The sequence below is a fragment of the Xenorhabdus sp. SGI 60 genome (assembly GCF_056632175.1).
The window spans coordinates 951,194-974,166 of the sequence record NZ_CP196860.1; the positions used below are offsets into that span (position 1 = coordinate 951,194).

The following is a 22,973-nucleotide window of genomic DNA, read 5'->3' on the forward strand; positions in this document are numbered from 1 at the left end:
TAACCGGACAGCGCGTTTTTTAACGGGCAATTGCCACACTCGCTTTGATATGTTTAAGGTGAACCACAATCGTAAAGGTAACAATCACCAATAATGACCATGCCCCCCATTTTCCTGCATGAACAACAGACCAGGCGCCTAATTGATTCGGGTATTGCCAGATCCCAAAGAAAGTCCCGAAGTTTTCCGCTAGCCAAATAAAAAAACCAATCAGTATAAAAGCAAGTAATAGTGGCATTCTGCGTTCTTTATCCAATGGGGTATAAAAAACAGTACCACGTGCATACAGACCGAAAATAAAAGCCGTTAAGTACCAGCGATAATCATCAATATAATGATGACTAAAGAAGTTGATATAAATTACCAGTGCCACTAGTGTTGCCATCCAATACGGTGGGTAATGCTCAATGCGTACCTTAAAAAAGCGCCATGACTGTATAATGTAGCTCCCCACGGCCGCATACATAAAACCTGTAAATAACGGGACTCCCCAAAGTTTAGTAAACGCAGCATCAGGATATTGCCATGAACTAATAGATGCTGATGTTTTAAATAACTCCATTATAAAACCAACTAAGTGGAAGACACAGATCGCTTTCAATTCATCCCATGTTTCGAGTTTTAACCGTATTAGTAATGCTTGAAAGGTCAACGCAAATACTAATAGTACATCATAACGTGGTATGCCCACGATGCCTTTTGCTGGAACAAAAAATAGAGCCAAAAAAAAGAAACCAGCAAATAAGCATGAACGTGCATTAATCAATCCGAAGAAAAGAAACTCTAAAATAAATCGCTTAATACCTGTGCTGCTATTGGGCTTATGAGCCATTAAGAAATTATCAACTTGACGCAAGACATTCAGTTTCTTGCACATACTTTCCATTTAATTAACCTGTTGGTGTTATTTGTTATTAACTCATTACGATAATGCCTGTTTCACGCCGTGAATTCTAGCAGGAAGTAGCATTAATGTTGATATGTAATGCCAGGGGGGACATGACTTATTCATGGAGAGATCAACGAGTTGCTCTTTAATTTCGGCCTGACAGGTGTGATAGGAATGATGAATCCAGTTGCATATATCAGGTGGTTCTAATTTTGTCATTCAAAAATACATACGGTTCTTAGGAAATATCTCAATATGTTCCGAAGAGAGTGTTAATGCTGAACATTGCTGTGCAAAGCGGATACTTTCTTTCAGTTCCATGCCTTCTAACCAGCAATGTACAAGGCCAGCCATCATGGCATCACCCGCGCCGTTGGCATTAACAATATTGGTATTGATTGCACTTGAACATCCTGATGTATTATCCATTTCACTGTAATAAACACCTTCTGTATCCATACTCAAAATTAAGCGCTGGACGCCATGTTGATGAAACCAGTGTGCCGTATCAGCGGCATCTTTTTGAGTTTCAATTTTTATGCCACTAAGGATTTCTGCTTCAGTTCGATTGGGTTTTAAAGTATGAATATGCGATAGGAAATGGCGAATTTTGGATGCTTTGGATCTTGAAACCGTGTCAACAAAAATCGGGACATTACCGGAATGATTAAATAGCCATTTTAGGGCTTCTTCAGTTAAATTACAGTCAATAACTAACACGTTAGCATGCTGAATTAAAGATTTAGCTTGAGATAATAACGTAGGCGTTAATTTTTCCAGAATGCTCATATCATTAACAGTAACAACACACTTTCCATTTTCATCTATAACAGAATTGCAGATTGAGGTTTTTTCGCCATCTAATTTATAGAAATAGCTAACATTAACACCGGTCGATTTTGTATGATCAAACAGTGCGTTGCCGTTTGAATCGTTACCGATAACGGAAATTAAATAACTTTCATTTTTTAATAACGCAATATTTTGAGCGATATTTCTTCCTACACCACCTGGAGTAGAAATAATTTTCCCTGGGTTGGAATCTTCATAAATTAATTTGGCTGAGGTATAGCTTGTTAAATCTATATTAGCTGCACCAATAGTCACAGTATAAACATCGTTAGATAAAATATACCCTTTGCCTTTAATATAACCTTTTTTACTTAGGTTCATAATATGTCCTGCAACACATGAGCGACTGATTCCGAGAATATCAGCAATTTCTTGTTGCTGAATGAAAGGATCACGCTTTAGAAGTTGCAATATCTGGTTTTCCCTTTTTGACATATCATACCTTTGGTTGTTTTTTTATACTGATGTTTTATGTCATGTCTGACAGACAGTAAAGGCTATTTTATATTTCTTTCTCATTATGAGAATATGATCGTAAGATTGGTAAAGCCAGTAAATGACATAAAAATGTGATGGTTGTCTCGAATGTTATGCTGAAAAATTCATAAAAATCAGGTAACTAAATACATCAAGTGAGTCAACTATATTTTATTCTGTTAAAATCTCTTTTAAAACAGTGTGTTGTATTGATTTATGGAAACTGCAAACATATGTTTGGTTTTTATGATTTGTTGATTTTCATGGCGAGGTGAAACTGGAATATATGATGAGAAAAAACTACCCCCGGCTACATAATTAGCCTTGTAACCAGGGGAGCTGATCTACAACTCAAACTCCATTAGTCGGTATTATTTTTTATCCGCTAACATATGGTATGAAACGGCAATACCTGCGGCTTGACCAGCAAGTGAAGGTTCATCGCTGGCTAAGTACAGCCCTGCAATATAGTGACCATCAACAGCGTATTTTCTGTATTTTGTCGCGTAGCGCTCACCGACTCTGAGTTGACGCCCATCACTTAACGTAAATAACGCCTCATCAACCGCGCCATTGCCCCATACTTCCAACCTTTCGATAACACTATCATTGAGTTCAATGGAACTCGTTTCTGATGTTACTGTGCCGAGTGTATAGGATGAACCGTTGGCAAACGTGATTTTAATACCACCCACTCTGGGGGCATTGCCGATTCTTCGTACATAGCCAAGCAATGATTTTATTTTATTGTATTTACCGTCGATTAAAGAGGGCTTGAAGGGTTCCTGCATTTGATCGTCTTCTGTCAGAGCTTGAATTCTCGTTTTGTTAGTAGGACGATCAAACACGGTTGAATAACTGATAGTTTTAGGATTTAAACCACTTTCCAGACTATTATTTTGGAGATGTTCAATTAACTCAATATACTCTAAACCGTGTAATAAACAATATCCTCTTACAGACAATAAATTATTAGTGACACTCTCTGCTGTTGATGTGTTTATGGCATTATTATATTCATCAGTATACATCGTATGAATATAGTTTCTGGCTCTGTCAACCAATGTGTCGATAAGTTGTTTTAACTCATTGACTTCAATATCGGTCAGCCCAATATCATTTTTCTTCTCTATCCCCATTTTCCAATAAGGGATCTGTAACATAACCGTGTTAGTGTACATCGGCATGATTTGGTAATTGGTTTTATTATTAAATGATTTGAATTTTTCATCGATACTCACCAGATATCTAGCCAGGAACATATATGCGTCATGGCTTTCCTGGCTGCCAGGCGAGGTTTCCAGCATGTATTGCACATGTTCCATTTTTCCTTTGATCACTTGTATATCACCATTAAGTATTCCTTTAATCGTTTGTAGAACTGCATTCTCTATCATTTGCTCTACTTTTTGGAGAATTTGCTCCCAGGTATTATCTTTCTGTTGCGGCCAAAATAGTCCTAACAGGAAGGACATTGCGGGACCTGCTCCTGGAATAAACCCTACACCACCAATAATGGCATCCTTTATAATTGATGACATATCCCATTCATAATCGGGGGTAGAGGTGGTATAAGGCACCATAAGCATAACGTCAGTGAGTACAGGCAATGTGTCATTTTCAGATACATTAATCGGTGTGGTATTCATAATTGTATTTTACCTTAGTTCCTTAGTTAAATAGTGCTTTAGTTAGATAGTAATTAAATAAAACGCTATGATTTATAAATGTTTTTTTATATTATGACATATTATATCCAGTAACAAAGGCGCGTTTATCTGTTTCGTTATAAATGACGACCTTGCTGTAATACACAGAGTTGCTCGGTGCTTTTAATATGCCGTCTTCCCCGGCTTTCACTGTGATAACAAAATATTCGAACCATTCTGATGTGAAAGGATGAGACCAATAAAAAACAGCCCTAACTGATGGTGCGGGGCCAGAATTGGCTACGTAATAATTGGGGCGTGTTTCGGGAATAATTGGCGTATCAATTCTTATTGCTTGAATAGAAGAGTGTGGCTCTATTGTCATATCCCTATAAGGATTGACGGTAAGAGGTTCTGATGCGGGTGTGTCTGTATTGTAAATGAGTGGTTCTGGGTTAGATGTAGTATTGTTTATGATTGTAATGTCACTACTGCCACTTATATTTATATTGATTGTGCTCATAAGGTATTATCCCGTTTTAAATGTTATTAAGGTTTAATTTTGTCTTTTAAAAAATTAATTTGTTTATTTTTGGTTTTTTTCTATGGTCCACAATATAATTGTTGTGATTTTCTCCTTGTGGTTGAAGTTTGTTATTATTTTTTGGCATGAATCTATATATTATGACCGCGGCTATTCTAAACATATTGGTATGGCAGGATAAAATATAAAAAATGTAAGCTTGATTTAAAAATTATACTGCTCATTGAAATAGTGTTATCAGTGTGTAGATATGATTAATATTTATTAATGAGGGTGGATAAGTAACAGTATGTCTATTTTAAATCAGGCTGATGAAGTTGTTGATGCAAGATATAAGTAGTGTTCTTATTAAAACGCAATAATGTTATTTTACAACTCAAAAAATTACAGCATTCGGGAGCCTGATTTCCCGTTTTTTTCTGGCTGGATAAGGACGGTTCCTTGTTCATCACAAACCGCAGTAAAACTGTTATTTTACGACTCAAAAAATTACAACATTCGGATGCTAATTTCCCGTTTTTTGGGGAATTAATGATTGTGCCAACGCGAATATTGAGTGACATAAAGGTGTCAATTGTCGTCGGTGTCAGAGTTGTATTTTCCATATGGTTTAATTCATTGTTTAAATTATGTTATTTATAATAAAGAAAATGTGAATCTATGTATAGATTTCAGCGAATACCACCCGCAATCAGTTTAACCTGGTGAATTTTCGGATAGTGCTCAGAAATCTTCTTTTGGCGCAGCCACCAGCGCAGGTAATTGACGTCATGGCGATGTGAATCGAATAACAGGCCGACGACACTGCCGCTGTGGGCAACATTCAGTCCATAGATACCTGTTTGCTCGACCAAATCCCGCAGTTGATTAAAACAGGGTTTCGGTAATATCGATTGGCTGGCGATAGCGCTTAATGTGCAAGCTTCCCCAAGGCGATAATAGTCATGCCGTTGGTTCGCTGTATGAAATTGCCACCAAGCTTGTTGGAATAAAGGGGTATTATCCCGCCATTGTGCGTGATGATCCTGTTGGTGATATTCTTCTGTCAAAATAGTTTGTGGGCTTTCCAATAGTAAAATATCGATATCCGGTTGCCAGTCGAAGGGAATTTGAGTTTGGGCGGTGAGATGATCAAACAAGGTTAATTGTTCGAAGATCGTGCTGTCAGTGGGTTCCAGTTTGACACAAAGTTGCGCTAGTTCGGTGCTTTCCAGTGACTTGCCCAATAATCTGGCCGTGGCCTGGGCGGTAGCGGCAATATCCGCTGTGCTGCTGGCCATGCCTTTGGCGATCGGAATGGTCGATTGATATTCAATCCGCAAGCCAGCAGTCAATTCTGGTGGCTCCTGCCAGTAATCCAGCAGTACATTGACCATCTGGCGCATACGTGGCCGTTCATGGGGGATGGGAATACCTTCATTAACGGAAACACAACTGAACCAATTGATTGGGCAGGAGATTAACTTTTCCCCCCCAAACAGCCATCCTTGTAGCAGTTCTCCGCAGGAAGCGGGACAAGCGGCTTCAGCCATAGGCAAAAACCTGCTGCATAGCTGCGATTAGGCGCTGATTTTCCCACTCATTGCGCACGGCTATGCGATAGTAACGCTCGTCTAATCCGGCATAATTTTTACAATGGCGAATTAACAACCGACGTTTAAGTAAAGCATGCCATAAATCAAGATTGGGTTTATCACAGCGAAAGAACAGAAAATTAGCGGATGGCGGCCAGACAGTCAGTTCAGGGAAAGTTGAAAGCTGAGACCCTAGATAATGTTGCTGCGATGTTAGCCATTGATGTGTTGCAGCAATATAGTCATGTTCATCAAATAAAATCTCACCGACCCGTGCAGCAAAGGCATTAATTGACCACGGTTCACGTCGATTTTTCATCTCTGCAATCCCTGCCATATTTCCGCTGACTAAATAGCCTAAGCGTAATCCGGGAATGGCAAAGAATTTGGTCATTGAACGCAATACATAAAGATGCTTAGTGACCGTAACTTGCGGAATCAATCCTCGATTCTCAGGGAGAAAATCAATAAAGGATTCATCGACAATCAGCGAAATCCCTTGTTGTTCACAATATTCCACCAGTGATTGCATAAACGGGTTGTCAGGCATTAATCCGGTGGGATTATTGGGCGTAGCGATAAAAACACAATCGGGTTGAATTGTGGAAAGTGTATCTAGCAGGCGTAAATCAGGTTGAAATCCGGCGTCCTCTGTTAATGGATAGTCGATAATTTCTGTGCCAATTTGCTGCAAGGCTCGTCGATATTCAGCAAATCCTGGGATAAGCAGCAAGGCTCGTTTGGGATTGAGATAACGGGTGACGGCATAAATCAGTTCTGTTGCACCATTGCCTGCTATTGCTGAGTTGTAATCGCATTGATGGGTCTCTGCGATCGCCTGATGCAAGTGGCGATATTCCATATCTGGATATTTTTCGATATCAAAAAGGCTATTTTTGATCAACGCCTTAACCCGTTCTGGCGCACCTAACGGATTGATATTGGCACTGAAATCAATCAGCTCGTTGGCTGGAAGACCATATTGTTGGGCAATGCCGATAATATTGCCGCCATGTTCACTCATGGTATTGCTCCGTCAGTGGGAGAGAAGGCGAGTATTGTCCCTAACTTGACGACATCACCAACCACAATCAGTGCGGGTGCATGCAGATCCTGTTCTTCTGCTTTTGCAGCCAGCGTTTCCAGTGTGCCTATAACGCTCTTTTGTTTGGGATGGCTGGCGTACATGATCACCGCCGCAGGCGTTGTGGGGGATCTGCCATATAGCATCAACTGTTGGCAGATCTCCATCAGGCGGGTCATCCCCATGAGAATAACCAATGTTCCTTCCAATTGGGCGAGTATCTCCCAATTCTGTTGTTCATTGCCTTGAGAAGTGTGTCCGGTCACAACGTGAAAACTCGATGCATAATTGCGGTGGGTGACGGGAATGCCGGCATAGGCCAATCCACCAATTGAGGAGCTGATCCCCGGAATGATTTCGAATTTAATGCCATGTTGTGCCAGCACTTCCGCTTCTTCTCCGCCGCGGCCGAAAACATAGGGATCGCCGCCTTTTAAGCGAACAACCCGTTTTCCCGCCTGTGCATGCCTGACCAGAATTTGATTAATCTCTTCTTGTGGGATGGGATGGTAATCATGTTCTTTCCCAACATTAATAATTTCACAGTGATCTGGTACTTGGGCAATAAGTTCAGAATTGACAAGACGGTCATGAACAATGACATCCGCAGATTGAATACAGCGCAATCCTTTGACTGTGATTAAACCTGCATCACCAGGGCCGGCTCCCACTAACCAAACATTGCTTTTATTCATTGGGTTACCTCTATGGAATTAAAATATAAATTATCAAAGGGAAAAATATATTTTCATCAGGGTGGTGATGCTCTGTTTTTTATTTTTTGCTTTATGGGTAATTTCTTCTTGTTCTTATGATCGACGTTATATTGATTTCAATTTTTTATAATTATTACTTTAATGCAGGATAAGTAAAGTTGATTTATATCAATATTTTTATTCTTAAATATGAATTATTTTCAAATTGAGCTTTATTGTTTGTTGAAAATATTTACCTATATGAAAGTTGCTTTATTATATTGAATTTTTTTATTTTTTTATAATAAATTCAATGAATTGAATTTTATTTTTTAATTTCTGGTTTAGTGGTTGTGTGTTATTTTTTATTTTACTAGAAATAAAAATGGCGTTTAAAAATAAATAATCATGAACAAGATCACAAAAATAATAAAGGGTGTTTTTATAAAAATGAAAAATGTGTATTTTGAAAATAAATTTATTTCTCTTTTTTATTTTTAATGCGAAATTAATATTGTGGTAATGTTTTTTATTAAGTTGCTTGTTTGTTACGAAATAAAAAGATTGTGGATATCCACGTTATTCATTGAATATTAATTGTTTTGTCGAAAATGAACTAAAAGACTTTTATTTGATAAATATCAATGAATGAGAATATGAGTTGCAGATTTAAAACTAATACCGATTTTAACACCAATACAGAATTTAAATGTTTTGGGGTAAGCATATGCAACAGAAACATACTTTTGTCATTGCCGGTACAGGTAGCGGGTGTGGCAAGACAACCGTTACGTTAGGCATCCTGCGCGCCTTGATGAACCGTTCATTGCGGGTACAGCCATTCAAAATCGGGCCTGATTATCTGGATGGTGGCTGGCATCGTGCTGTGACGGGCGTCGCTTCACGTAATCTTGATGCTTTTATGCTCCCTGAACCTATCCTGAATGGTTTGTTTAACCACGCTATGGTTGATCAAGATATTGCCGTAATTGAAGGGGTGATGGGGTTATATGATGGCTATGGTACTGATCCCAATTATTGCAGTAGCGCGGCAATGGCAAAGCAACTTGGCTGTCCGGTGGTTTTATTGGTGGATGGGAAGGCGGTTTCTACCTCAATAGCCGCTACCGTGATGGGGTTTCAGCAATTTGATCCGACGGTCAATATTGTGGGAGTGCTGATCAATCGCGTCAATCGGGATAGCCATTTTCAGTTATTAAAACAGGCGATTGAAGGTTATTGCGGTATTCCTGTTTTGGGGCGGCTTCCGGTGATGCCAGAGGTTACCCTTCCTTCCCGCCATCTTGGGTTGATCCCTGCGCAAGAACAAATCAGTCAACGCGAAGAATGCTGGACTCGTCTGGCTCAGCAGATCGAAGCCTTGGTGGATTTGGATAAATTGCTGGCATTAACCCCGCTATCTTCTTTACCAAAAGGAAATATCGATTCCCTCATTGATCCCGCGATGGGGCAAGGCTTAACACTGGCTCTGGCAGAAGATGAGGCATTCCACTTCTATTACCCTGATAACCTGTTGTTGCTGGAAAAAGCCGGTGTAACTATCAAACGGTTCAGTCCCCTGCATGATCATCGGTTACCTGAATGCCAGATGATCTATTTGGGGGGGGGATACCCTGAGATTTATGCCCAATCCCTGTCTTCTAACTACGCTATGCATTTGGCATTACGTCAGGCGCAGCACAAAGGTATCCCCATTTATGCGGAATGCGGTGGCTTGATGTATCTCGGCGATACCCTGATTGATGCAGATGGTGTACGGCATGGCATGGTGGGGTTGATTGCCGGTGAAAGCCAGATGGGAGATCACCTGCAACGTTTTGGTTACTGCGAAGCTACGGCAATGTGTGATACGCCTTTCGTGGCGAAAGGGGAAACGTTGCGCGGGCATGAATTCCATTACTCGGATTTTATCACGACTCAACCACCTATTTTTCAGTGTGTTAAATGGTGTAATCCAAAAGAAACATTAAAAACCGTGCAGAAAAGCTGGCAGGGAGGCTACCAGAATGGCAATACCCTGGCGAGCTATCTGCATATTCATTTTGCCCAACGCCCCCATTTTCTCCATCGTTGGCTGATGATGGCACGGAGGCTGTTATGACCGTCTTATTGTGGTTTACGGCTTTTATTCTGGATAGGAAATTGGGTGATCCTCCTCATTGGCCGCACCCTGTGCGCTGGATGGGGCAGCTGACTAACCAAACTGAACAGCTTATTCGCCGGATTAGCCAAACTGAAACCGACTTGAAATGGGGCGGCGTACTGTTATGGCTGGTGGTCGTGGGGAGTGTCTGGCTGGCGAGCTATTGGGTTTTGCAATTGGTTTATGGCGTGACGTTCTGGCTGGGATGTTTGGTTGAAATTTGGCTGATTTATACCGTGTTGGCAGGACGTGGCTTAGGCGACGCGGCAAATGCCGTTTATCAGGCATTGCATCAAGGGAATTTAGATGCCAGCCGTGAACAGCTTGGCAAAATTGTCGGTCGGGACACCTGCCAATTGCAAACAGCCCAAATCAGCCGCGCCGCGATTGAAACCGTGGCAGAAAACAGCGTGGATGGCGTGATTGCCCCATTGTTCTTCTTAATGCTCGGCGGTGCTCCACTGGCGATGGCCTATAAAGCAATCAATACCCTTGATTCCATGGTGGGCTATAAAACCCCCCGTTATCGGGCGCTGGGGATGTTTTCGGCACGTATGGATGATGTGGCGAATTGGCTGCCTGCCCGTTTGGGCTGGCTTCTGCTGGCAATGGCCGCGAAATGGCAGGGTTTGGATTTTCGGCAGGCGTTACGCATTGGTTGGCGTGATCGCTACCAACACAGTAGCCCCAATAGTGGCTGGCCGGAAGCTACTGTGGCGGGGGCATTGGGCATCCGTCTTGGCGGACCGAATGTTTACTTTAACCAGCTTGTCGAAAAACCGTGGATTGGTGATGCAAGGCGTGAAGTCACGCCTGATGATATTCCACAATCTGTTCAGATGATGATGGTGGCATCAGTGATGGCGCTCCTGCTGTTTGCGTTGCTGCATAGTCTGGTCAGTGTGACGGTATAAGGAGGGAACAGCATGAGCGATTACATCCGACAACCCCAACAGATCGAAAGAAATAGCTTTGACATTATCAGCCAGCTTATTTTCGAATCGCGGCCTGATTATCGTTTTGTGGACGCGGATCAAGAAGCAGTGATCAAACGGGTGATCCATACCACCGCTGATTTTGATTGGCTTGATATTCTCTATTTTTCCCCGGATGTTTTGCGCCACATTCGTGACGGTATATTGCGGGGTTGTACGTTATATACCGATACAACAATGGCGCTATCTGGTATCAATAAAACGCGTTTGGCTCAATATGGCAGTGAATGCCGTTGTTATGTCAGCGATCCCCGCGCCGTTCAAATGGCAAAAGCCCAGCAAATTACACGTTCAATGGCCGCCGTCGATCTGGCCTTGCAAGAAGCAGGGGAGAAGATTTTTGTCTTTGGCAACGCCCCGACTGCGCTGTTTCGTTTGATGGAACACCAAATTGCACCTATTGCAGTCGTTGGTGTGCCTGTTGGGTTTGTTGGCGCAGAGGAATCAAAAAATGCTCTGATCAATAGCGGATTAAGTTGCATTGCAGCAAAAGGGCGCAAGGGAGGTAGCAATATTGCCGCCGCCATTATCAACGCCATTCTGTACCGGATGCCAGAGGTCAGTCATGAATGAAATCAGTGATACGCAGGGCAATGGCCTCGGAACGGTCTGGCATCGGGGAAAGCAGTATCGCAAGGGCTACACCACGGGATCTTGTGCCGCAGCCGCAGCCAGGGTTGCTGCATTGATGATCTTGCGTCAGCAGATTATTCATCAGGTTTCTATTGTCACGCCTTCGGGTGTCACCTTGGCCTTGAATGTCGAACAACCCTTGATTGAAGGACAACAGGCGGTTGCCGCTATCCGTAAAGATGGCGGCGATGATGTGGATGCTACCCACGGTATGTTGATTTTTGCCCGTGTCTCCCTGAATGACAGCGGTGTGATCACATTGGATGGCGGTGAAGGTATTGGCAGGGTAACGCGAGTGGGGGTGGGTTTGCCGATGGGCTGGGCAGCCATTAATAAAACCCCACGGCATACCATTGAAGAAGCGGTACGGGAAGTAATAGGTCCGCAGCGTGGAGCAGATATCGTCATTTTTGCCCCAGAAGGCGAGGAACGGGCGAAAAAAACCTATAACGACAGATTGGGGATTAAGGGCGGTATTTCGGTTATTGGTACGACTGGCATTGTGATGCCGATGTCAGAAGAGAGCTGGAAACGTTCTCTGGCACTGGAATTAGAAGCCAAACGTGCCAATGGGTTGGACCGCATTATTTTTGTACCGGGAAATCACGGTGAACGTTTTGTCAGTCAGCAGTTGGGTATTGATGCGAATTATGTCGTCACAATGAGTAATTTTGTCGGCTATATGTTGCAAGAAGCTGTGCGTCTGGAGTTCCGCCATGTGGTGCTGGTAGGGCATGTCGGCAAGTTGGTGAAAATCGCTGCCGGTATCTTTCATACCCACAGCCATATTGCTGATGGTCGTATGGAAACACTGATCGCCAATTTGGCCTTAACAGGAGCACCTTTCGAACTGATTCAGGCCGTGGATCAATGTGATACCACCGAAGCAGCCATTGAGTTGATTGCAGAGCAGGGCTGGCAGGCCGTGTACCAACAAATTGCCCGGAAAATCTGCGGGCGTATCGACCAAATGCTCCGTTTCGCCAGTGGTAAACCGCAGTGTGACGCCATTCTATTCTCTTTTGATAATCAGGTCTTGGGCTGCAATCGGCCTGTGGACGCGATAGTGAAGGATTTTATGGAGGATTGCCGATGATCACCGTTGTTGGTATTGGCCCTGGTGCCACTGCAAACCAAACATTGGCTGCGCTGGAAGCTATCAGACAGGCGGAAGTGTTGGTCGGAGGAAAGCGCCATCTCGCCGAATTTCCTCATTTCAACGGAGAAACCCGCCGTTTGGATGCTGATGTGGATGGATTGATGCAATGGCTTGAACAGAATCAGCATCGGCAAATTATTGTGCTGGCTTCGGGTGATCCTCTCTTTTATGGCATCGGCAAACGAATCACTGAGCATTTTTCTGGACAAAATACCCGCATTATCTCTGGCATAAGTTCAATCCAATATTTATGCGCCCAAATTTTGCTGGATATGAACGACATTTATCTCACCAGCAGCCACGGACGCAAACCGGATTTTGATTGGCTATTGCAACACGAAAAAATTGCCATGGTAACGGATAACGTTATTGGCCCTTACCAGATTGCGCAAGAAATTCTGGCGCGCGGGCAGCAACGTCGCATGGTGATCGGTAAAAATTTATCCCATGAACATGAGCAAATTATTTGTTTGCACGCGGAACAGGTTGTGCAACGCGGCAACATTGATTATGGCTTGAATGTTGTGGTGATTTTAAATGGTGAACCTGAATGAAAGATGAACTGTTTTTGCGTGGTCATCGCATCCCCATGACCAAAGAAGCGGTTAGGGCGCTGGCATTGGAACGATTGGAACTGGAAAACGCCTGCCGTTTTATCGATGTTGGTGCGGGTACTGGCAGCGTCAGTATTGAAGCGGCAGTGCGCTATCCGGCATTGGATATCCTCGCCATTGAACGCAAGGAAGATGCCTTGTTACTGCTTGCTGAAAATGTTCGGCATTTTGGCTGCCAGAGGGTTCGTATCCAGTCTGGTAGTGCTCCTATGCCGTTAGACAGTACCGCAGAGGCTATTTTCATTGGCGGAACGGGTGGGCATCTGACAGAAATCATTGATTGGGCATTGCTGCACCTGAACTCAGGTGGACGTTTAGTCATGACTTTTATCCTGCTGGAAAACTTCACACAAGCATTATTGCACCTGAAATCCTGTCGGGTGACAGAACTTGATGGGCGAGAAATTCAGGTGGGAGAACTGACGGCACTAGGGCAAGGACATTATTTCAAACCCAACAATCCCACTTATTTGTTGTCCTGCCTGAAAGAGTCCGGTCAAGAGGAGCGGAATGATGCCTGAATATATTAACTCAGAACAGATAGATAACGTCAGTTTTGATAGTGAAAAAGTCTGGTTTGTTGGTGCGGGGCCAGGGGATAAGAGTCTGATTACCCTGAAAGGCTATCAATTATTACGTCAGGCGCAAGTGGTGATTTATGCCGGTTCGCTGGTTAATCGGGAGTTACTGGATTATTGCCGCACAGATGCTGAATGCCATGACAGCGCGAGATTGACGTTATCGGAAATCACGGAATTGATGGTGAATGGCGTGAAAGCAGGCAAATTGGTGGTTCGCCTGCAAACGGGAGATTTATCGCTGTTTGGCTCTATACGTGAACAGGCCGAAGAACTGGCAAATCATGGTATTGGTTTTGTCTCTGTGCCCGGGGTGAGTTCGTTTCTTGGGGCGGCGGCGCAGTTGGGTGTGGAGTACACCGTACCCGAAGTCGCACAAAGTTTGATTATCACCCGTATGGAAGGCAGAACGCCAATGCCACCACGGGAAACGCTGGAAGCCTTTGCCGCTCACCAAACTTCAATGGCGATCTTCCTTTCGGTACAGAACATGACGGAGGTTGTGGCTCGGTTGGTTCAGGGCGGTTATGGACAGGAAACTCCTGTTGCAGTGGTTTACAAGGCAACCTGGCCGGATTGCCAGATTGTACGGGGGACATTGGCGACAATTGCTGAACAGGTAGGCAGCACGGGCATTCGTAAAACGGCCTTGATCCTAGTGGGCGCTTTTCTTGGAGAAGAGTATCACTACTCGAAATTGTACGATGCGAGGTTCAGCCATGAATACCGTAGCGCCTGACTTAATATCACCTGACGCAATAGCACCTAAAACTGGATTACCTAAAACTGGATTACTTAAAACAATGTCATCTAACAAAGAATATGCCTTGTTTTGCCTGACAGCAGGGGGTATGGCGTTGGCTCGTCGTTTGCGAATCCATTTAGCGATGGATTGTTTCACTTCCCCTGAATTGGTGGAGAGTGAATTTATGGATGCCAGTCGCGGATTTATGGCATTTGAAGGCGGTTTTGCCAATACGATACGCAAGGTATTCACCCAATACGGCGCGTTGATCATGATTGGTGCGACGGGGATCGCCATTCGGGTTATCGCCCCGCTGCTCAAGGACAAAATGACCGATCCGGCGGTTGTCGTACTGGATGAAAAAGGGCAATTTGCGATCAGTTTATTGTCGGGGCATATGGGAGGCGCGAATAAGCTGGCACAACAGATAGCAGATATTCTTGATGGTCAGGCGGTGATCACCACTGCAACCGATGTTAACCAGGTCGCCGCATTGGATCTGTTATCGCAAGAACTTGATGGAACAACGGAGAATTTCCGTGCCAATGTCAAAACCGTTAATCAAATGCTGGTCAATGGCAAGCGGGTAGGCATTTGGTGGCATCCCAACCTGAGTGATGAAAAAGATCGCTATGATACGCGTGGGTTTATTCCCGTTGACTCTCTGGAAGATCGGCCTGAGCTGGATGCCCTGGTATACATCAGCTATGAACGAACAAATCTGGCACTGGCCATCCCCACTTTTAAATTAATCCCGCGCCGTATCGTTGCAGGCATTGGTTGTCGGCGGGGAGTGGAAGGGGAACGGCTCGCAAAATTATTAGATCGCCATCTGGCGGAACATAACCTTGAATCTTTGGCGCTAAAAGCCGTCGGCAGTGTCGAACTGAAAAAAAACGAGCCGGCGTTAATCCAATTGGCACAAGAGCGTCAAATTCCATACCAAATTTTCTCTGTTAATCAGCTTGCCCAGTGTGAACAGACATTTACGGTTTCTGAATTTGTGCGAAAAACGGTGGGCATAGGCTGTGTCTCCCAACCTGTGGCTTGGCTAATGAGCCAGGGGCACCTGGTTGGTCATACCCTGCGTGAGCAGGGCGTCACTATCACATTAGGAGTATTGCATCCATGTTAACGGTCATTGGAATTGGTCCCGGTTGCGAAGCCATGATGACGCAGGAAGCAATTGCTGCATTGAAAGCGGCTGACATCGTGGTGGGTTACAAAACTTACACCCATCTGGTGAAATCACTGGTAGGCGATAAAGAAATTATCAAAACCGGCATGTGCAAAGAGATTGAACGTTGCCAGACAGCCATTGAGCTGGCCGAGCAGGGTAAAAATGTGGCGGTAGTTTGTAGCGGTGATGCGGGTATTTATGGCATGGCTGGCTTGATTTTGGCGTTGGTCAGCCAGCAAAAGCGCAATGTAGAAGTTCGGCTGGTGGCGGGAGTAACGGCGAGTACGGCTTGCGCCGCTTTGCTTGGTGCGCCATTGATGCATGATTTTTGTCATATCAGCCTAAGCGATTTGCTCACCCCGTGGGAGGTCATTGAAAAGCGGGTTCGGGCTGCGGCAGAAGCCGATTTTGTGGTCTGTTTCTATAATCCCCGTAGTCGCGGACGGGAAGAACATTTGGCACGGGCATTTTCCTTGATGGCACCGTGGAAATCGCCGGAAACGCCCGTTGGCGTGGTGAAAGCGGCAGGGCGCAAACATGAGGATAAATGGCTGACTACTTTTGGCTCAATGGATTTTTCCCGTGTTGATATGCGCAGTCTGGTGATAGTGGGTAACCAGTCAACTTATATACGTGATGGGCTGATGATCACGCCGAGAGGATATAAGTTATGAAACGGCCATTGGTTCACATTTTTGGCGGTACGAGCGATGCCCGCCAGATTTGTGTGATGATGGATATTGCCGGCATAGATTATGGCTTATCCGTGGCGACATCGGCGGGAGCACAGCAGGCGATGGGTATTCGCGGTGAAATTGTTACCGGCAGGATGGAAGCCGAAGAGATGGCCGAATATCTGCAAAAGCGAGGGACGAAAATGGTGATTGATGCGTCCCATCCTTATGCCGAACGGCTGAGTCAAAACATTGTCGGCGCTTGCCAAAAGTTGGCTATTCCTCTCATTCGTTATATCCGTCCCAGCGATATTGATGCTGTTGAACATCCCCTTATCTATAAAGTGGCAACCATTAAGCAGGCGTGTGAAATAGCAACCAGTTTGGCAACCCGTATTTTGCTGACCACCGGCAGTAAACAATTGGCCGACTACGTGGGGCACCTGCCAGGAAAAACGGTGCTGGCCCGTGTATTACCAACCGCAGAAGTTTTGGCGATGTGTGAATCTTGTGGTTTGTCAGTCGATCAGATTTTTGCCCTGAAAGGCCCATTCAGTGCCGATTTCAATCGGGCATTTTACCAATTTTGTCAGGCGGAGGTCGTCATTACCAAAGAGTCTGGTGAACAAGGCGGGTTCAGGGAAAAAGTGGAGCCATGCCTTTCCCTTGGGCTGCCCTGTATTGTGCTCTGTCGCCCAGGGCAGCAATTTACCGGTGAGGGGATTACGCAAGCCAACGGATTGGAAGAGATTGCCCAGGTATTGGCGAATTTTGGCACGTAAATAAACCAATAAGGAAAAGCGAAATGAAAAAAGCATTATTGGTGATAAGTTTCGGAACCAGTTATCCCGAAACGCTGAAAAACAATATTGAAGCCTGTGAGCGGCAATTGGCCTCGGTATTTCCAGACAGGGAACTATTTCGGGCATTTACCTCTGGCATGATCATTCGCAAATTGCGTCAACGCGATGGCATTCACATTGATACCCCCCATGATGCACTGACCAGATTGCATCACGCAGGTTATCATGATGTTGCTGTTCAATGCCTGCATATCATTAATGGCGATGAATATGAAAAAGTGCGGCGTGAGGTTGAGAAATTTCGTCCTCGTTTTAAGCAGTTGGTGCTGGGTACGCCTCTACTTAGCCACTTTGATGACTACCTGCAATTGATGCGAGCACTGCGCCACCAGCTTCCTCGGTTGGCAGAGAATGAATGTGTCGTTTTTATGGGACACGGCACAACCCACCCTGCTTTTTCTGCCTACGCCTGTCTGGATCACCTGATGAGCCACTACCATTTTCCGGCACGGGTCGGTGCGGTCGAAAGTTATCCCGAACTTCCTCTGATCATCAAGGGATTAAAGGAGCAAAAGATCCGCAAGGCTTATTTGATGCCATTGATGTTGGTGGCAGGCGATCATGCCACCAATGATATGGCATCAAATGAAGAAGACTCCTGGAAATCACAGTTAGAGAATGCGGGGATCGTCGCGATCCCCTGGTTGCAGGGATTGGGAGAAAACCCGATGATTCGGCAGATGTTTGTCGATCACCTTGCTTATGCGCTAAATGATCAGGAGAAAGCCTTATGAACGAAACAGCAATAACAGGAAAATTGTATGTTATGGGCGTTGGCCCAGGTGCCAGTGATCTGATGACTGTACGGGCTGCACGTATTCTTTCTGAGCTTGATGTGATCTATACCCCGACGGGAAAAAAAGGCGCCAAAAGTCTCGCCCACTCCATTATTGAAGAATACCTTTCGCCGGAAACGGAAGTTTGCACTTACCATTTTTTAATGAAAGCCGACATAGCAGCAAAACAAGCGGTGTGGGAAGAAGTGGCGCAAGCCTTGAAAGAGGAAGTGGCGAATGGCAGGAAAGTCGGTTTTATCACTTTGGGCGATCCCATGCTGTTTAGTACATGGGTATTTCTTTTACAAAGACTGGTATCGCAACCGATGGCTTCTCCTTCATGGTTGGAAATTGTGCCGGGGATCACCTCATTTTCTGCCATTGCCGCAGTCGGTGTAATGCCGCTGGCGATGGAAGAGCAAACATTGGCTGTCATTTCCTGTACCGCTTGTGAAGCTGTCCTGGAGCAAGCATTACTCAATCACGACTGCATTGTCCTGATGAAAGTCTATTCGCGTTTTCCCCTGATCCGTGACCTGCTGCAACGTCACAATCTATTAGAACATGCACTAATGATGGCTGATGCGACTTTGCCGACTGAGCAATGTTGGCGCAATCTTGCCACACTGTCCCTCAGCGAAAAAGAGAGGATGCAGGGATTGTCATATTTTTCAACAATTTTGGTTAATAAAAACTGGCAATTATCAAGGTGAATGATAATGGTATGCCGATGGTGGTGATTGGCACTGCTGTGGCGGGAAAAAAGTACACAATGAAATAAGGGAGGAAATAGAATGACATTATCGCTGATGGTTCAGGGAACGGCGTCTGATGCAGGCAAAAGTGTGCTGGTGGCAGGATTTTGTCGGCTATTTGCACAGGATGGTTATCGTTGTACTCCCTTTAAATCACAGAATATGGCGCTTAATTCTGGGATTACCGCAGATGGCAAAGAGATGGGACGAGCGCAGATATTTCAGGCGGAAGCAGCGGGGATTGCGCCGGATGTACGTATGAATCCTGTATTGTTGAAACCCACCAGCGATCGCAAGGCTCAGGTGGTTTTTATGGGGAAAGTGATGTGCAGCATGAATGCGGTGGAATATCACGAACATAAACCCCAATTGCTCCAGCAGATTTTGATGGCATATAACGGGTTAGCAGCAGAAACGGATATCATGGTGTTAGAAGGGGCGGGCAGTCCGGCAGAGATCAATTTGCGTGATCGCGATATTGTTAATATGGGGATGGCTGAATTAGTGGATGCTCCGGTCATTTTGGTGGCAGATATTGATCGTGGTGGGGTATTTGCATCCATTTACGGCACATTGGCTTTGCTTAAACCTGAAGAAAAAAACCGTATTAAGGGCGTGATCATCAATAAATTTCGCGGCGATATCTCTTTGCTGCAATCAGGGATCGATCAGATTGAAGCCTTGACACAAATCCCGATATTGGGGGTGTTGCCGTGGCTGGAACTTGATCTGGAAGATGAAGATAGCGTTGCTTTGCAGGTGGGTAAATATGATCGGCAGCAACAAAAAACAGGAAACTGTCTGGATATTGCTGTCATCCAATACCCTCATATTGCCAATTTCACCGATTTCAATGCGCTGGCAGCTCAACCGGATGTGTTTTTGCATTATGTCTCCAAACCTTCTGAACTCCAGAAAGCCGACCTTATTATTCTTCCCGGCAGCAAAAATACATTGGCAGATTTGCTATGGTTGAAAACCCGGGGGTTTGAGCAGGCAATTATCACAGCCCAGCAGAACCGTGTGCCGATTATCGGGATCTGTGGTGGTTATCAAATGTTAGGTAAGCAGATCGTGGATGGGGTGGAATCCGGCTTAACTCAAATGACAGGATTAGGTTTATTGGATACGGAAACCCACTTTGCCAGTGCAAAACAGACCGCACAGGTTAGGGGCGTAGTCATGCCTGCGTTGTCAGGTATGCTGAAATTATGCAGTGAACAACCGGTTGCGGGTTATGAAATCCATCTGGGAACCACTCGGCTTGGTCAGCAGGCAACGCCTTTTGCCCAAATATATTGGCGCAAGGCAAAAAAATAGTGAAGAAAAAAACGGGTTTGATGGTGCAGTTGCTCAAGATGGTTTGGTAATGGGAAGTTACCTGCATGGTTTGTTCGATCAAAACACATTTACTCGCCCACTATTAAATCAATTGCGTATAAGAAAAGGCGATGTTCCACTGGAAAATGTGGTCTTTAATTATCGCCAGCATAAAGAAAAACAATTCAATAAGTTGGCTGCCAGTATGCGTGAGCATCTGGATATCGCGCGGATTTATCAATTAATGCATGAACATACATCTGGCGGAGTAATGCCATGATTTTGGTGACAGGCGGTGCTCGCAGTGGCAAGAGTACTCACGCTGAACATCTGCTCGCTAAACAGTGTGAGCAGGTGTTATATATCGCGACGGCACAGGTCACTGATGAAGAGATGGCGGCTCGTATTGAGCGGCATAAACAGGAGCGTCCGGCACATTGGCGAACCTGGGAAGGCCATCAAGATTTAGACTCTGTTATCCGCCAGCACCGCCAACCCCAAGAGGGCGTTATACTAGAATGTGTTACCACATTAATTGCCAACTTGTTGTTTGACTTAGCGGGTGGTGTATCACCTGATGAACTTGATTTCGCCTCATTAGAGGTGATTATCCATCACCAGATCGATGACCTGATTGATGCCAGCTTGATGTGTCCGATGCCAGTATATTTGGTGACCAACGAGTTGGGTATGGGCATTACACCTGAAAACCGATTGGCACGCCATTTTGTCGATATTGCTGGACGTGCTAACCAAAAGTTGGCGCAAGCGGCTAAAGAAGTCTGGCTGATGGTTTCGGGCATTGGAGTAAAGATCAAATGAAACTGCACCTTTTTTGGGCCACACTACAGTTTATGACACGGCTTCCGATCCCCAGAAAGTGGGCGGCAGGCGTCGATTTTCGTCAATATTGGCGTGGTGTGCCTTATTTTCCATTGATTGGGTTAATTGTTGGTGGTGTGGCTGGCCTGGTGTCACTTTTGATCAGCCAGTCGGGTGGGGGAATGTATATCGGTGCGATGGGTTATGTGTTGGCTTTGGTTTTATTGACGGGAGGGTTACATTTAGATGGATTGGCGGACACGTGTGATGGGCTTTTTTCCTCCCGCCAGCGAGAAAAAATGCTGGACATTATGCGCGATAGCCGGCTTGGAACGTATGGCGGAGTCGGGTTAATTTTCTGTCTTGCCCTCAAAACATTCGCTGTTGTTGAATTATCTTATCATCCTCCCTTGTATTTGCTTGCCTTGTTGACTTGTGCATCGATTGTCGGACGTACAGCCGTGGTGCTTTTAATGTATGCGCAACGTGATGCTCGTGAAGGCGCAGGGATGGGAAGCAGTTATATTGGCCAAATTAGCTTTTCTGTGACTACGCTGACTTTGTTGGTGGGTATTGTATTGGTGATGGCACTGGGGAATTGGCAAACTTTGTCGGCGATGGTGATGTCATTGCTTGTGGTTTACGGGCTTGCTCTCTATTTCAATTATCGCCTGAGGGGACAAACTGGCGATACGTTGGGAGCTTCCATTGAGGTGGGGGAAATTGCTTTTTTGCTGGCAATGATTTGGCAATAGATGATTTGGCAATAAACGAAGGCAATCAGGAGAGAATAATCAGATGCGATTGTTTCTCGTTCGGCATGGGATGAATAAACATGACACTAACATCATTGCTCGATGCTATCCGACCTCTGGATCGGGGAAATATGGAAAAAGCGGCACGGCATATTGACAGCTTAGTCAAGCCATTGGGAAGTTTGGGACGTCTTGAAGCGTTGGCGATACAATTATCGGGCATGTCTGGCATTGTTGGTCTACAAAACCTGCAAAAAGAGATTATCGTCATGTGTGCTGATCATGGTGTCTATGACGAAGGTGTGGCTATTTCACCGAAAAATGTTACGGCTATACAGGCACGCAATATATTGCAAGGGTTAACCGGTGTTTGTGTGCTGGCGAAAAACAGTGGAACGCATGTTTTGCCCGTGGATATTGGCATTGATTGCGAGCCTATCGAACAAATGTTGTCCCTTAAAATCGCACGGGGTTGCGGCAATATTGCCAAAGGGGCAGCGATGGATTATGAACACGCTGAAATTTTGTTGCTGGCAAGCGCGCAACTGGTGCAACAACGCATTGCGGCAGGAATAACGGTATTTGGTATTGGGGAGCTGGGGATTGCCAATACGACGGCAGCCGCTGCGGTTATCAGTGTCCTGACAGGAAATGATCCCCGTGATGTGGTCGGGTTAGGCGCTAATTTTCCTTCTGAGCGGCTGGCACATAAGCAGTTCATTGTACGGCTGGCTATTGCCATCAATCAGCCAGATCACAAAAACGCCATTGATGTATTGGCAAAAGTGGGAGGATTTGAACTTGTCGGTATGGCTGGTGTGATTCTGGGAGCGGCCGCTTCTGGTGTACCTGTGATACTTGATGGTTTCTTGTCTTATGCGTCAGCATTAGCCGCATGTCAACTATCCCCCATAGCACGGGATTATTGCATCCCTTCCCACATGTCGGCAGAAAAAGGTGCGGCGCTGGCGTTACGATATTTGAATTTGCAACCCTACTTGCATTTAGATTTGCGTCTTGGTGAGGGCAGCGGTGCGGCCATAGCTATGTCCCTGATTGATGCAGCCTGCTCGATGTATTGCCGTATGGGGAAATTGGCAAGCAGTGGGATCAGTCTGCCGGCGTTAGAAAGGCCGCACGTAATAGCGCCGTCTTTAAACAGATAAATTAAGTCCA

Annotated in this window: 22 protein-coding genes and 1 pseudogene; 16 read left to right on the forward strand and 7 right to left on the reverse strand. The window is 45.0% G+C overall.

Annotation, left to right across the window (positions count from 1 at the left end; translation table 11 throughout):
- Positions 1-19 precede the first annotated feature (19 nt).
- The 7 genes from ACSJJG_RS04370 to cobA form a co-directional block, all read right to left on the reverse strand.
- Complete coding sequence (locus ACSJJG_RS04370; protein ID WP_481088628.1) at positions 20-886, reverse strand: DUF817 domain-containing protein; 867 nt, start codon at positions 884-886, stop codon at positions 20-22.
- Between the two features lie 222 nt (positions 887-1,108).
- Positions 1,109-2,176: a PfkB family carbohydrate kinase gene (locus ACSJJG_RS04375; protein WP_481088629.1), complete on the reverse strand. Its 1,068-nt coding sequence runs from the start codon at positions 2,174-2,176 to the stop codon at positions 1,109-1,111.
- Between the two features lie 413 nt (positions 2,177-2,589).
- Positions 2,590-3,867: an insecticidal delta-endotoxin Cry8Ea1 family protein gene (locus ACSJJG_RS04380; protein ID WP_481088630.1), complete on the reverse strand. Its 1,278-nt coding sequence runs from the start codon at positions 3,865-3,867 to the stop codon at positions 2,590-2,592.
- A gap of 91 nt (positions 3,868-3,958) precedes the next feature.
- Positions 3,959-4,390 carry a JHE-like toxin PirA gene (locus ACSJJG_RS04385; RefSeq protein ID WP_481088631.1) on the reverse strand — a complete coding sequence of 144 codons (432 nt, stop codon included), beginning with the start codon at positions 4,388-4,390 and terminating at the stop codon, positions 3,959-3,961.
- A gap of 692 nt (positions 4,391-5,082) precedes the next feature.
- Complete coding sequence (locus tag ACSJJG_RS04390; protein ID WP_481088632.1) at positions 5,083-5,943, reverse strand: GHMP family kinase ATP-binding protein; 861 nt, start codon at positions 5,941-5,943, stop codon at positions 5,083-5,085.
- Entirely contained in the window at positions 5,936-7,009 is a 1,074-nt protein-coding gene (gene cobD, locus ACSJJG_RS04395; RefSeq protein WP_481088633.1) for a threonine-phosphate decarboxylase CobD, read from the reverse strand. Before cobD ends, ACSJJG_RS04390 begins: the two co-directional genes overlap by 8 nt.
- On the reverse strand, positions 7,006-7,764 hold the full coding sequence (cobA, locus tag ACSJJG_RS04400) for a uroporphyrinogen-III C-methyltransferase (protein ID WP_481088634.1): 759 nt from the start codon (positions 7,762-7,764) through the stop codon (positions 7,006-7,008). Before cobA ends, cobD begins: the two co-directional genes overlap by 4 nt.
- 727 nt (positions 7,765-8,491) lie before the next feature.
- On the opposite strand from cobA, the gene ACSJJG_RS04405 reads away from it, so the two are divergent.
- From ACSJJG_RS04405 to cobT, 16 genes and pseudogenes are all read left to right on the forward strand, one after another.
- Positions 8,492-9,886 carry a cobyrinic acid a,c-diamide synthase CobB gene (locus tag ACSJJG_RS04405; RefSeq protein WP_481088635.1) on the forward strand — a complete coding sequence of 465 codons (1,395 nt, stop codon included), beginning with the start codon at positions 8,492-8,494 and terminating at the stop codon, positions 9,884-9,886.
- Positions 9,883-10,842: an adenosylcobinamide-phosphate synthase CbiB gene (gene cbiB / locus ACSJJG_RS04410; protein ID WP_481088636.1), complete on the forward strand. Its 960-nt coding sequence runs from the start codon at positions 9,883-9,885 to the stop codon at positions 10,840-10,842. Before ACSJJG_RS04405 ends, cbiB begins: the two co-directional genes overlap by 4 nt.
- A gap of 12 nt (positions 10,843-10,854) precedes the next feature.
- Entirely contained in the window at positions 10,855-11,496 is a 642-nt protein-coding gene (locus tag ACSJJG_RS04415; protein WP_481088637.1) for a cobalt-precorrin-8 methylmutase, read from the forward strand.
- Positions 11,489-12,652, forward strand: a complete 1,164-nt coding sequence (gene cbiD, locus ACSJJG_RS04420; RefSeq protein ID WP_481088638.1) for a cobalt-precorrin-5B (C(1))-methyltransferase CbiD — start codon at positions 11,489-11,491, stop codon at positions 12,650-12,652. Before ACSJJG_RS04415 ends, cbiD begins: the two co-directional genes overlap by 8 nt.
- Positions 12,649-13,269: a cobalt-precorrin-7 (C(5))-methyltransferase gene (locus ACSJJG_RS04425; protein WP_481088639.1), complete on the forward strand. Its 621-nt coding sequence runs from the start codon at positions 12,649-12,651 to the stop codon at positions 13,267-13,269. The genes cbiD and ACSJJG_RS04425 overlap by 4 nt, the downstream gene beginning before the upstream one ends.
- Positions 13,266-13,850, forward strand: a complete 585-nt coding sequence (locus ACSJJG_RS04430) for a decarboxylating cobalt-precorrin-6B (C(15))-methyltransferase (protein WP_481088640.1) — start codon at positions 13,266-13,268, stop codon at positions 13,848-13,850. The genes ACSJJG_RS04425 and ACSJJG_RS04430 overlap by 4 nt, the downstream gene beginning before the upstream one ends.
- Positions 13,840-14,646 (forward strand): cobalt-precorrin-4 methyltransferase, encoded by an 807-nt coding sequence (locus tag ACSJJG_RS04435; protein ID WP_481088641.1) that lies wholly within the window; start codon positions 13,840-13,842, stop codon positions 14,644-14,646. Before ACSJJG_RS04430 ends, ACSJJG_RS04435 begins: the two co-directional genes overlap by 11 nt.
- A gap of 64 nt (positions 14,647-14,710) precedes the next feature.
- Positions 14,711-15,787, forward strand: a complete 1,077-nt coding sequence (gene cbiG / locus ACSJJG_RS04440; RefSeq protein WP_481090378.1) for a cobalt-precorrin 5A hydrolase — start codon at positions 14,711-14,713, stop codon at positions 15,785-15,787.
- Positions 15,781-16,506: a precorrin-3B C(17)-methyltransferase gene (locus tag ACSJJG_RS04445; RefSeq protein WP_481088642.1), complete on the forward strand. Its 726-nt coding sequence runs from the start codon at positions 15,781-15,783 to the stop codon at positions 16,504-16,506. Before cbiG ends, ACSJJG_RS04445 begins: the two co-directional genes overlap by 7 nt.
- Positions 16,503-17,288, forward strand: a complete 786-nt coding sequence (locus tag ACSJJG_RS04450; RefSeq protein ID WP_481088643.1) for a cobalt-precorrin-6A reductase — start codon at positions 16,503-16,505, stop codon at positions 17,286-17,288. The genes ACSJJG_RS04445 and ACSJJG_RS04450 overlap by 4 nt, the downstream gene beginning before the upstream one ends.
- 23 nt (positions 17,289-17,311) lie before the next feature.
- Positions 17,312-18,103 carry a sirohydrochlorin cobaltochelatase gene (gene cbiK, locus ACSJJG_RS04455; RefSeq protein ID WP_481088644.1) on the forward strand — a complete coding sequence of 264 codons (792 nt, stop codon included), beginning with the start codon at positions 17,312-17,314 and terminating at the stop codon, positions 18,101-18,103.
- A gap of 11 nt (positions 18,104-18,114) precedes the next feature.
- Positions 18,115-18,858 carry a cobalt-factor II C(20)-methyltransferase gene (locus ACSJJG_RS04460; RefSeq protein ID WP_481090379.1) on the forward strand — a complete coding sequence of 248 codons (744 nt, stop codon included), beginning with the start codon at positions 18,115-18,117 and terminating at the stop codon, positions 18,856-18,858.
- Positions 18,859-18,939: 81 nt separating this feature from the next.
- Positions 18,940-20,500 (forward strand): annotated as a pseudogene (locus ACSJJG_RS04465) (cobyric acid synthase).
- Entirely contained in the window at positions 20,497-21,042 is a 546-nt protein-coding gene (gene cobU, locus ACSJJG_RS04470; RefSeq protein ID WP_481088645.1) for a bifunctional adenosylcobinamide kinase/adenosylcobinamide-phosphate guanylyltransferase, read from the forward strand. The pseudogene ACSJJG_RS04465 and the gene cobU overlap by 4 nt, the downstream one beginning before the upstream one ends.
- The gene (gene cobS / locus ACSJJG_RS04475) at positions 21,039-21,797 is read left to right on the forward strand and encodes an adenosylcobinamide-GDP ribazoletransferase (protein WP_481088646.1); all 759 of its coding nucleotides are present in this window, start codon (positions 21,039-21,041) and stop codon (positions 21,795-21,797) included. Before cobU ends, cobS begins: the two co-directional genes overlap by 4 nt.
- 80 nt (positions 21,798-21,877) lie before the next feature.
- Positions 21,878-22,963 carry a nicotinate-nucleotide--dimethylbenzimidazole phosphoribosyltransferase gene (gene cobT, locus ACSJJG_RS04480; RefSeq protein WP_481088647.1) on the forward strand — a complete coding sequence of 362 codons (1,086 nt, stop codon included), beginning with the start codon at positions 21,878-21,880 and terminating at the stop codon, positions 22,961-22,963.
- Positions 22,964-22,973: the final 10 nt, after the last annotated feature.

Bases quoted from the DNA above. Each gene is read 5' to 3' on its own strand.
- ACSJJG_RS04370 (WP_481088628.1), bottom strand. From the start codon at position 886: ATGGAAAGTATGTGCAAGAAACTGAATGTCTTGCGTCAAGTTGATAAT.
- ACSJJG_RS04375 (WP_481088629.1), bottom strand. From the start codon at position 2,176: ATGTCAAAAAGGGAAAACCAGATATTGCAACTTCTAAAGCGTGATCCT.
- ACSJJG_RS04380 (WP_481088630.1), bottom strand. From the start codon at position 3,867: ATGAATACCACACCGATTAATGTATCTGAAAATGACACATTGCCTGTA.
- ACSJJG_RS04385 (WP_481088631.1), bottom strand. From the start codon at position 4,390: ATGAGCACAATCAATATAAATATAAGTGGCAGTAGTGACATTACAATC.
- ACSJJG_RS04390 (WP_481088632.1), bottom strand. From the start codon at position 5,943: ATGGCTGAAGCCGCTTGTCCCGCTTCCTGCGGAGAACTGCTACAAGGA.
- cobD (WP_481088633.1), bottom strand. From the start codon at position 7,009: ATGAGTGAACATGGCGGCAATATTATCGGCATTGCCCAACAATATGGT.
- cobA (WP_481088634.1), bottom strand. From the start codon at position 7,764: ATGAATAAAAGCAATGTTTGGTTAGTGGGAGCCGGCCCTGGTGATGCA.
- ACSJJG_RS04405 (WP_481088635.1), top strand. From the start codon at position 8,492: ATGCAACAGAAACATACTTTTGTCATTGCCGGTACAGGTAGCGGGTGT.
- cbiB (WP_481088636.1), top strand. From the start codon at position 9,883: ATGACCGTCTTATTGTGGTTTACGGCTTTTATTCTGGATAGGAAATTG.
- ACSJJG_RS04415 (WP_481088637.1), top strand. From the start codon at position 10,855: ATGAGCGATTACATCCGACAACCCCAACAGATCGAAAGAAATAGCTTT.
- cbiD (WP_481088638.1), top strand. From the start codon at position 11,489: ATGAATGAAATCAGTGATACGCAGGGCAATGGCCTCGGAACGGTCTGG.
- ACSJJG_RS04425 (WP_481088639.1), top strand. From the start codon at position 12,649: ATGATCACCGTTGTTGGTATTGGCCCTGGTGCCACTGCAAACCAAACA.
- ACSJJG_RS04430 (WP_481088640.1), top strand. From the start codon at position 13,266: ATGAAAGATGAACTGTTTTTGCGTGGTCATCGCATCCCCATGACCAAA.
- ACSJJG_RS04435 (WP_481088641.1), top strand. From the start codon at position 13,840: ATGATGCCTGAATATATTAACTCAGAACAGATAGATAACGTCAGTTTT.
- cbiG (WP_481090378.1), top strand. From the start codon at position 14,711: ATGTCATCTAACAAAGAATATGCCTTGTTTTGCCTGACAGCAGGGGGT.
- ACSJJG_RS04445 (WP_481088642.1), top strand. From the start codon at position 15,781: ATGTTAACGGTCATTGGAATTGGTCCCGGTTGCGAAGCCATGATGACG.
- ACSJJG_RS04450 (WP_481088643.1), top strand. From the start codon at position 16,503: ATGAAACGGCCATTGGTTCACATTTTTGGCGGTACGAGCGATGCCCGC.
- cbiK (WP_481088644.1), top strand. From the start codon at position 17,312: ATGAAAAAAGCATTATTGGTGATAAGTTTCGGAACCAGTTATCCCGAA.
- cobU (WP_481088645.1), top strand. From the start codon at position 20,497: ATGATTTTGGTGACAGGCGGTGCTCGCAGTGGCAAGAGTACTCACGCT.
- cobS (WP_481088646.1), top strand. From the start codon at position 21,039: ATGAAACTGCACCTTTTTTGGGCCACACTACAGTTTATGACACGGCTT.
- cobT (WP_481088647.1), top strand. From the start codon at position 21,878: ATGACACTAACATCATTGCTCGATGCTATCCGACCTCTGGATCGGGGA.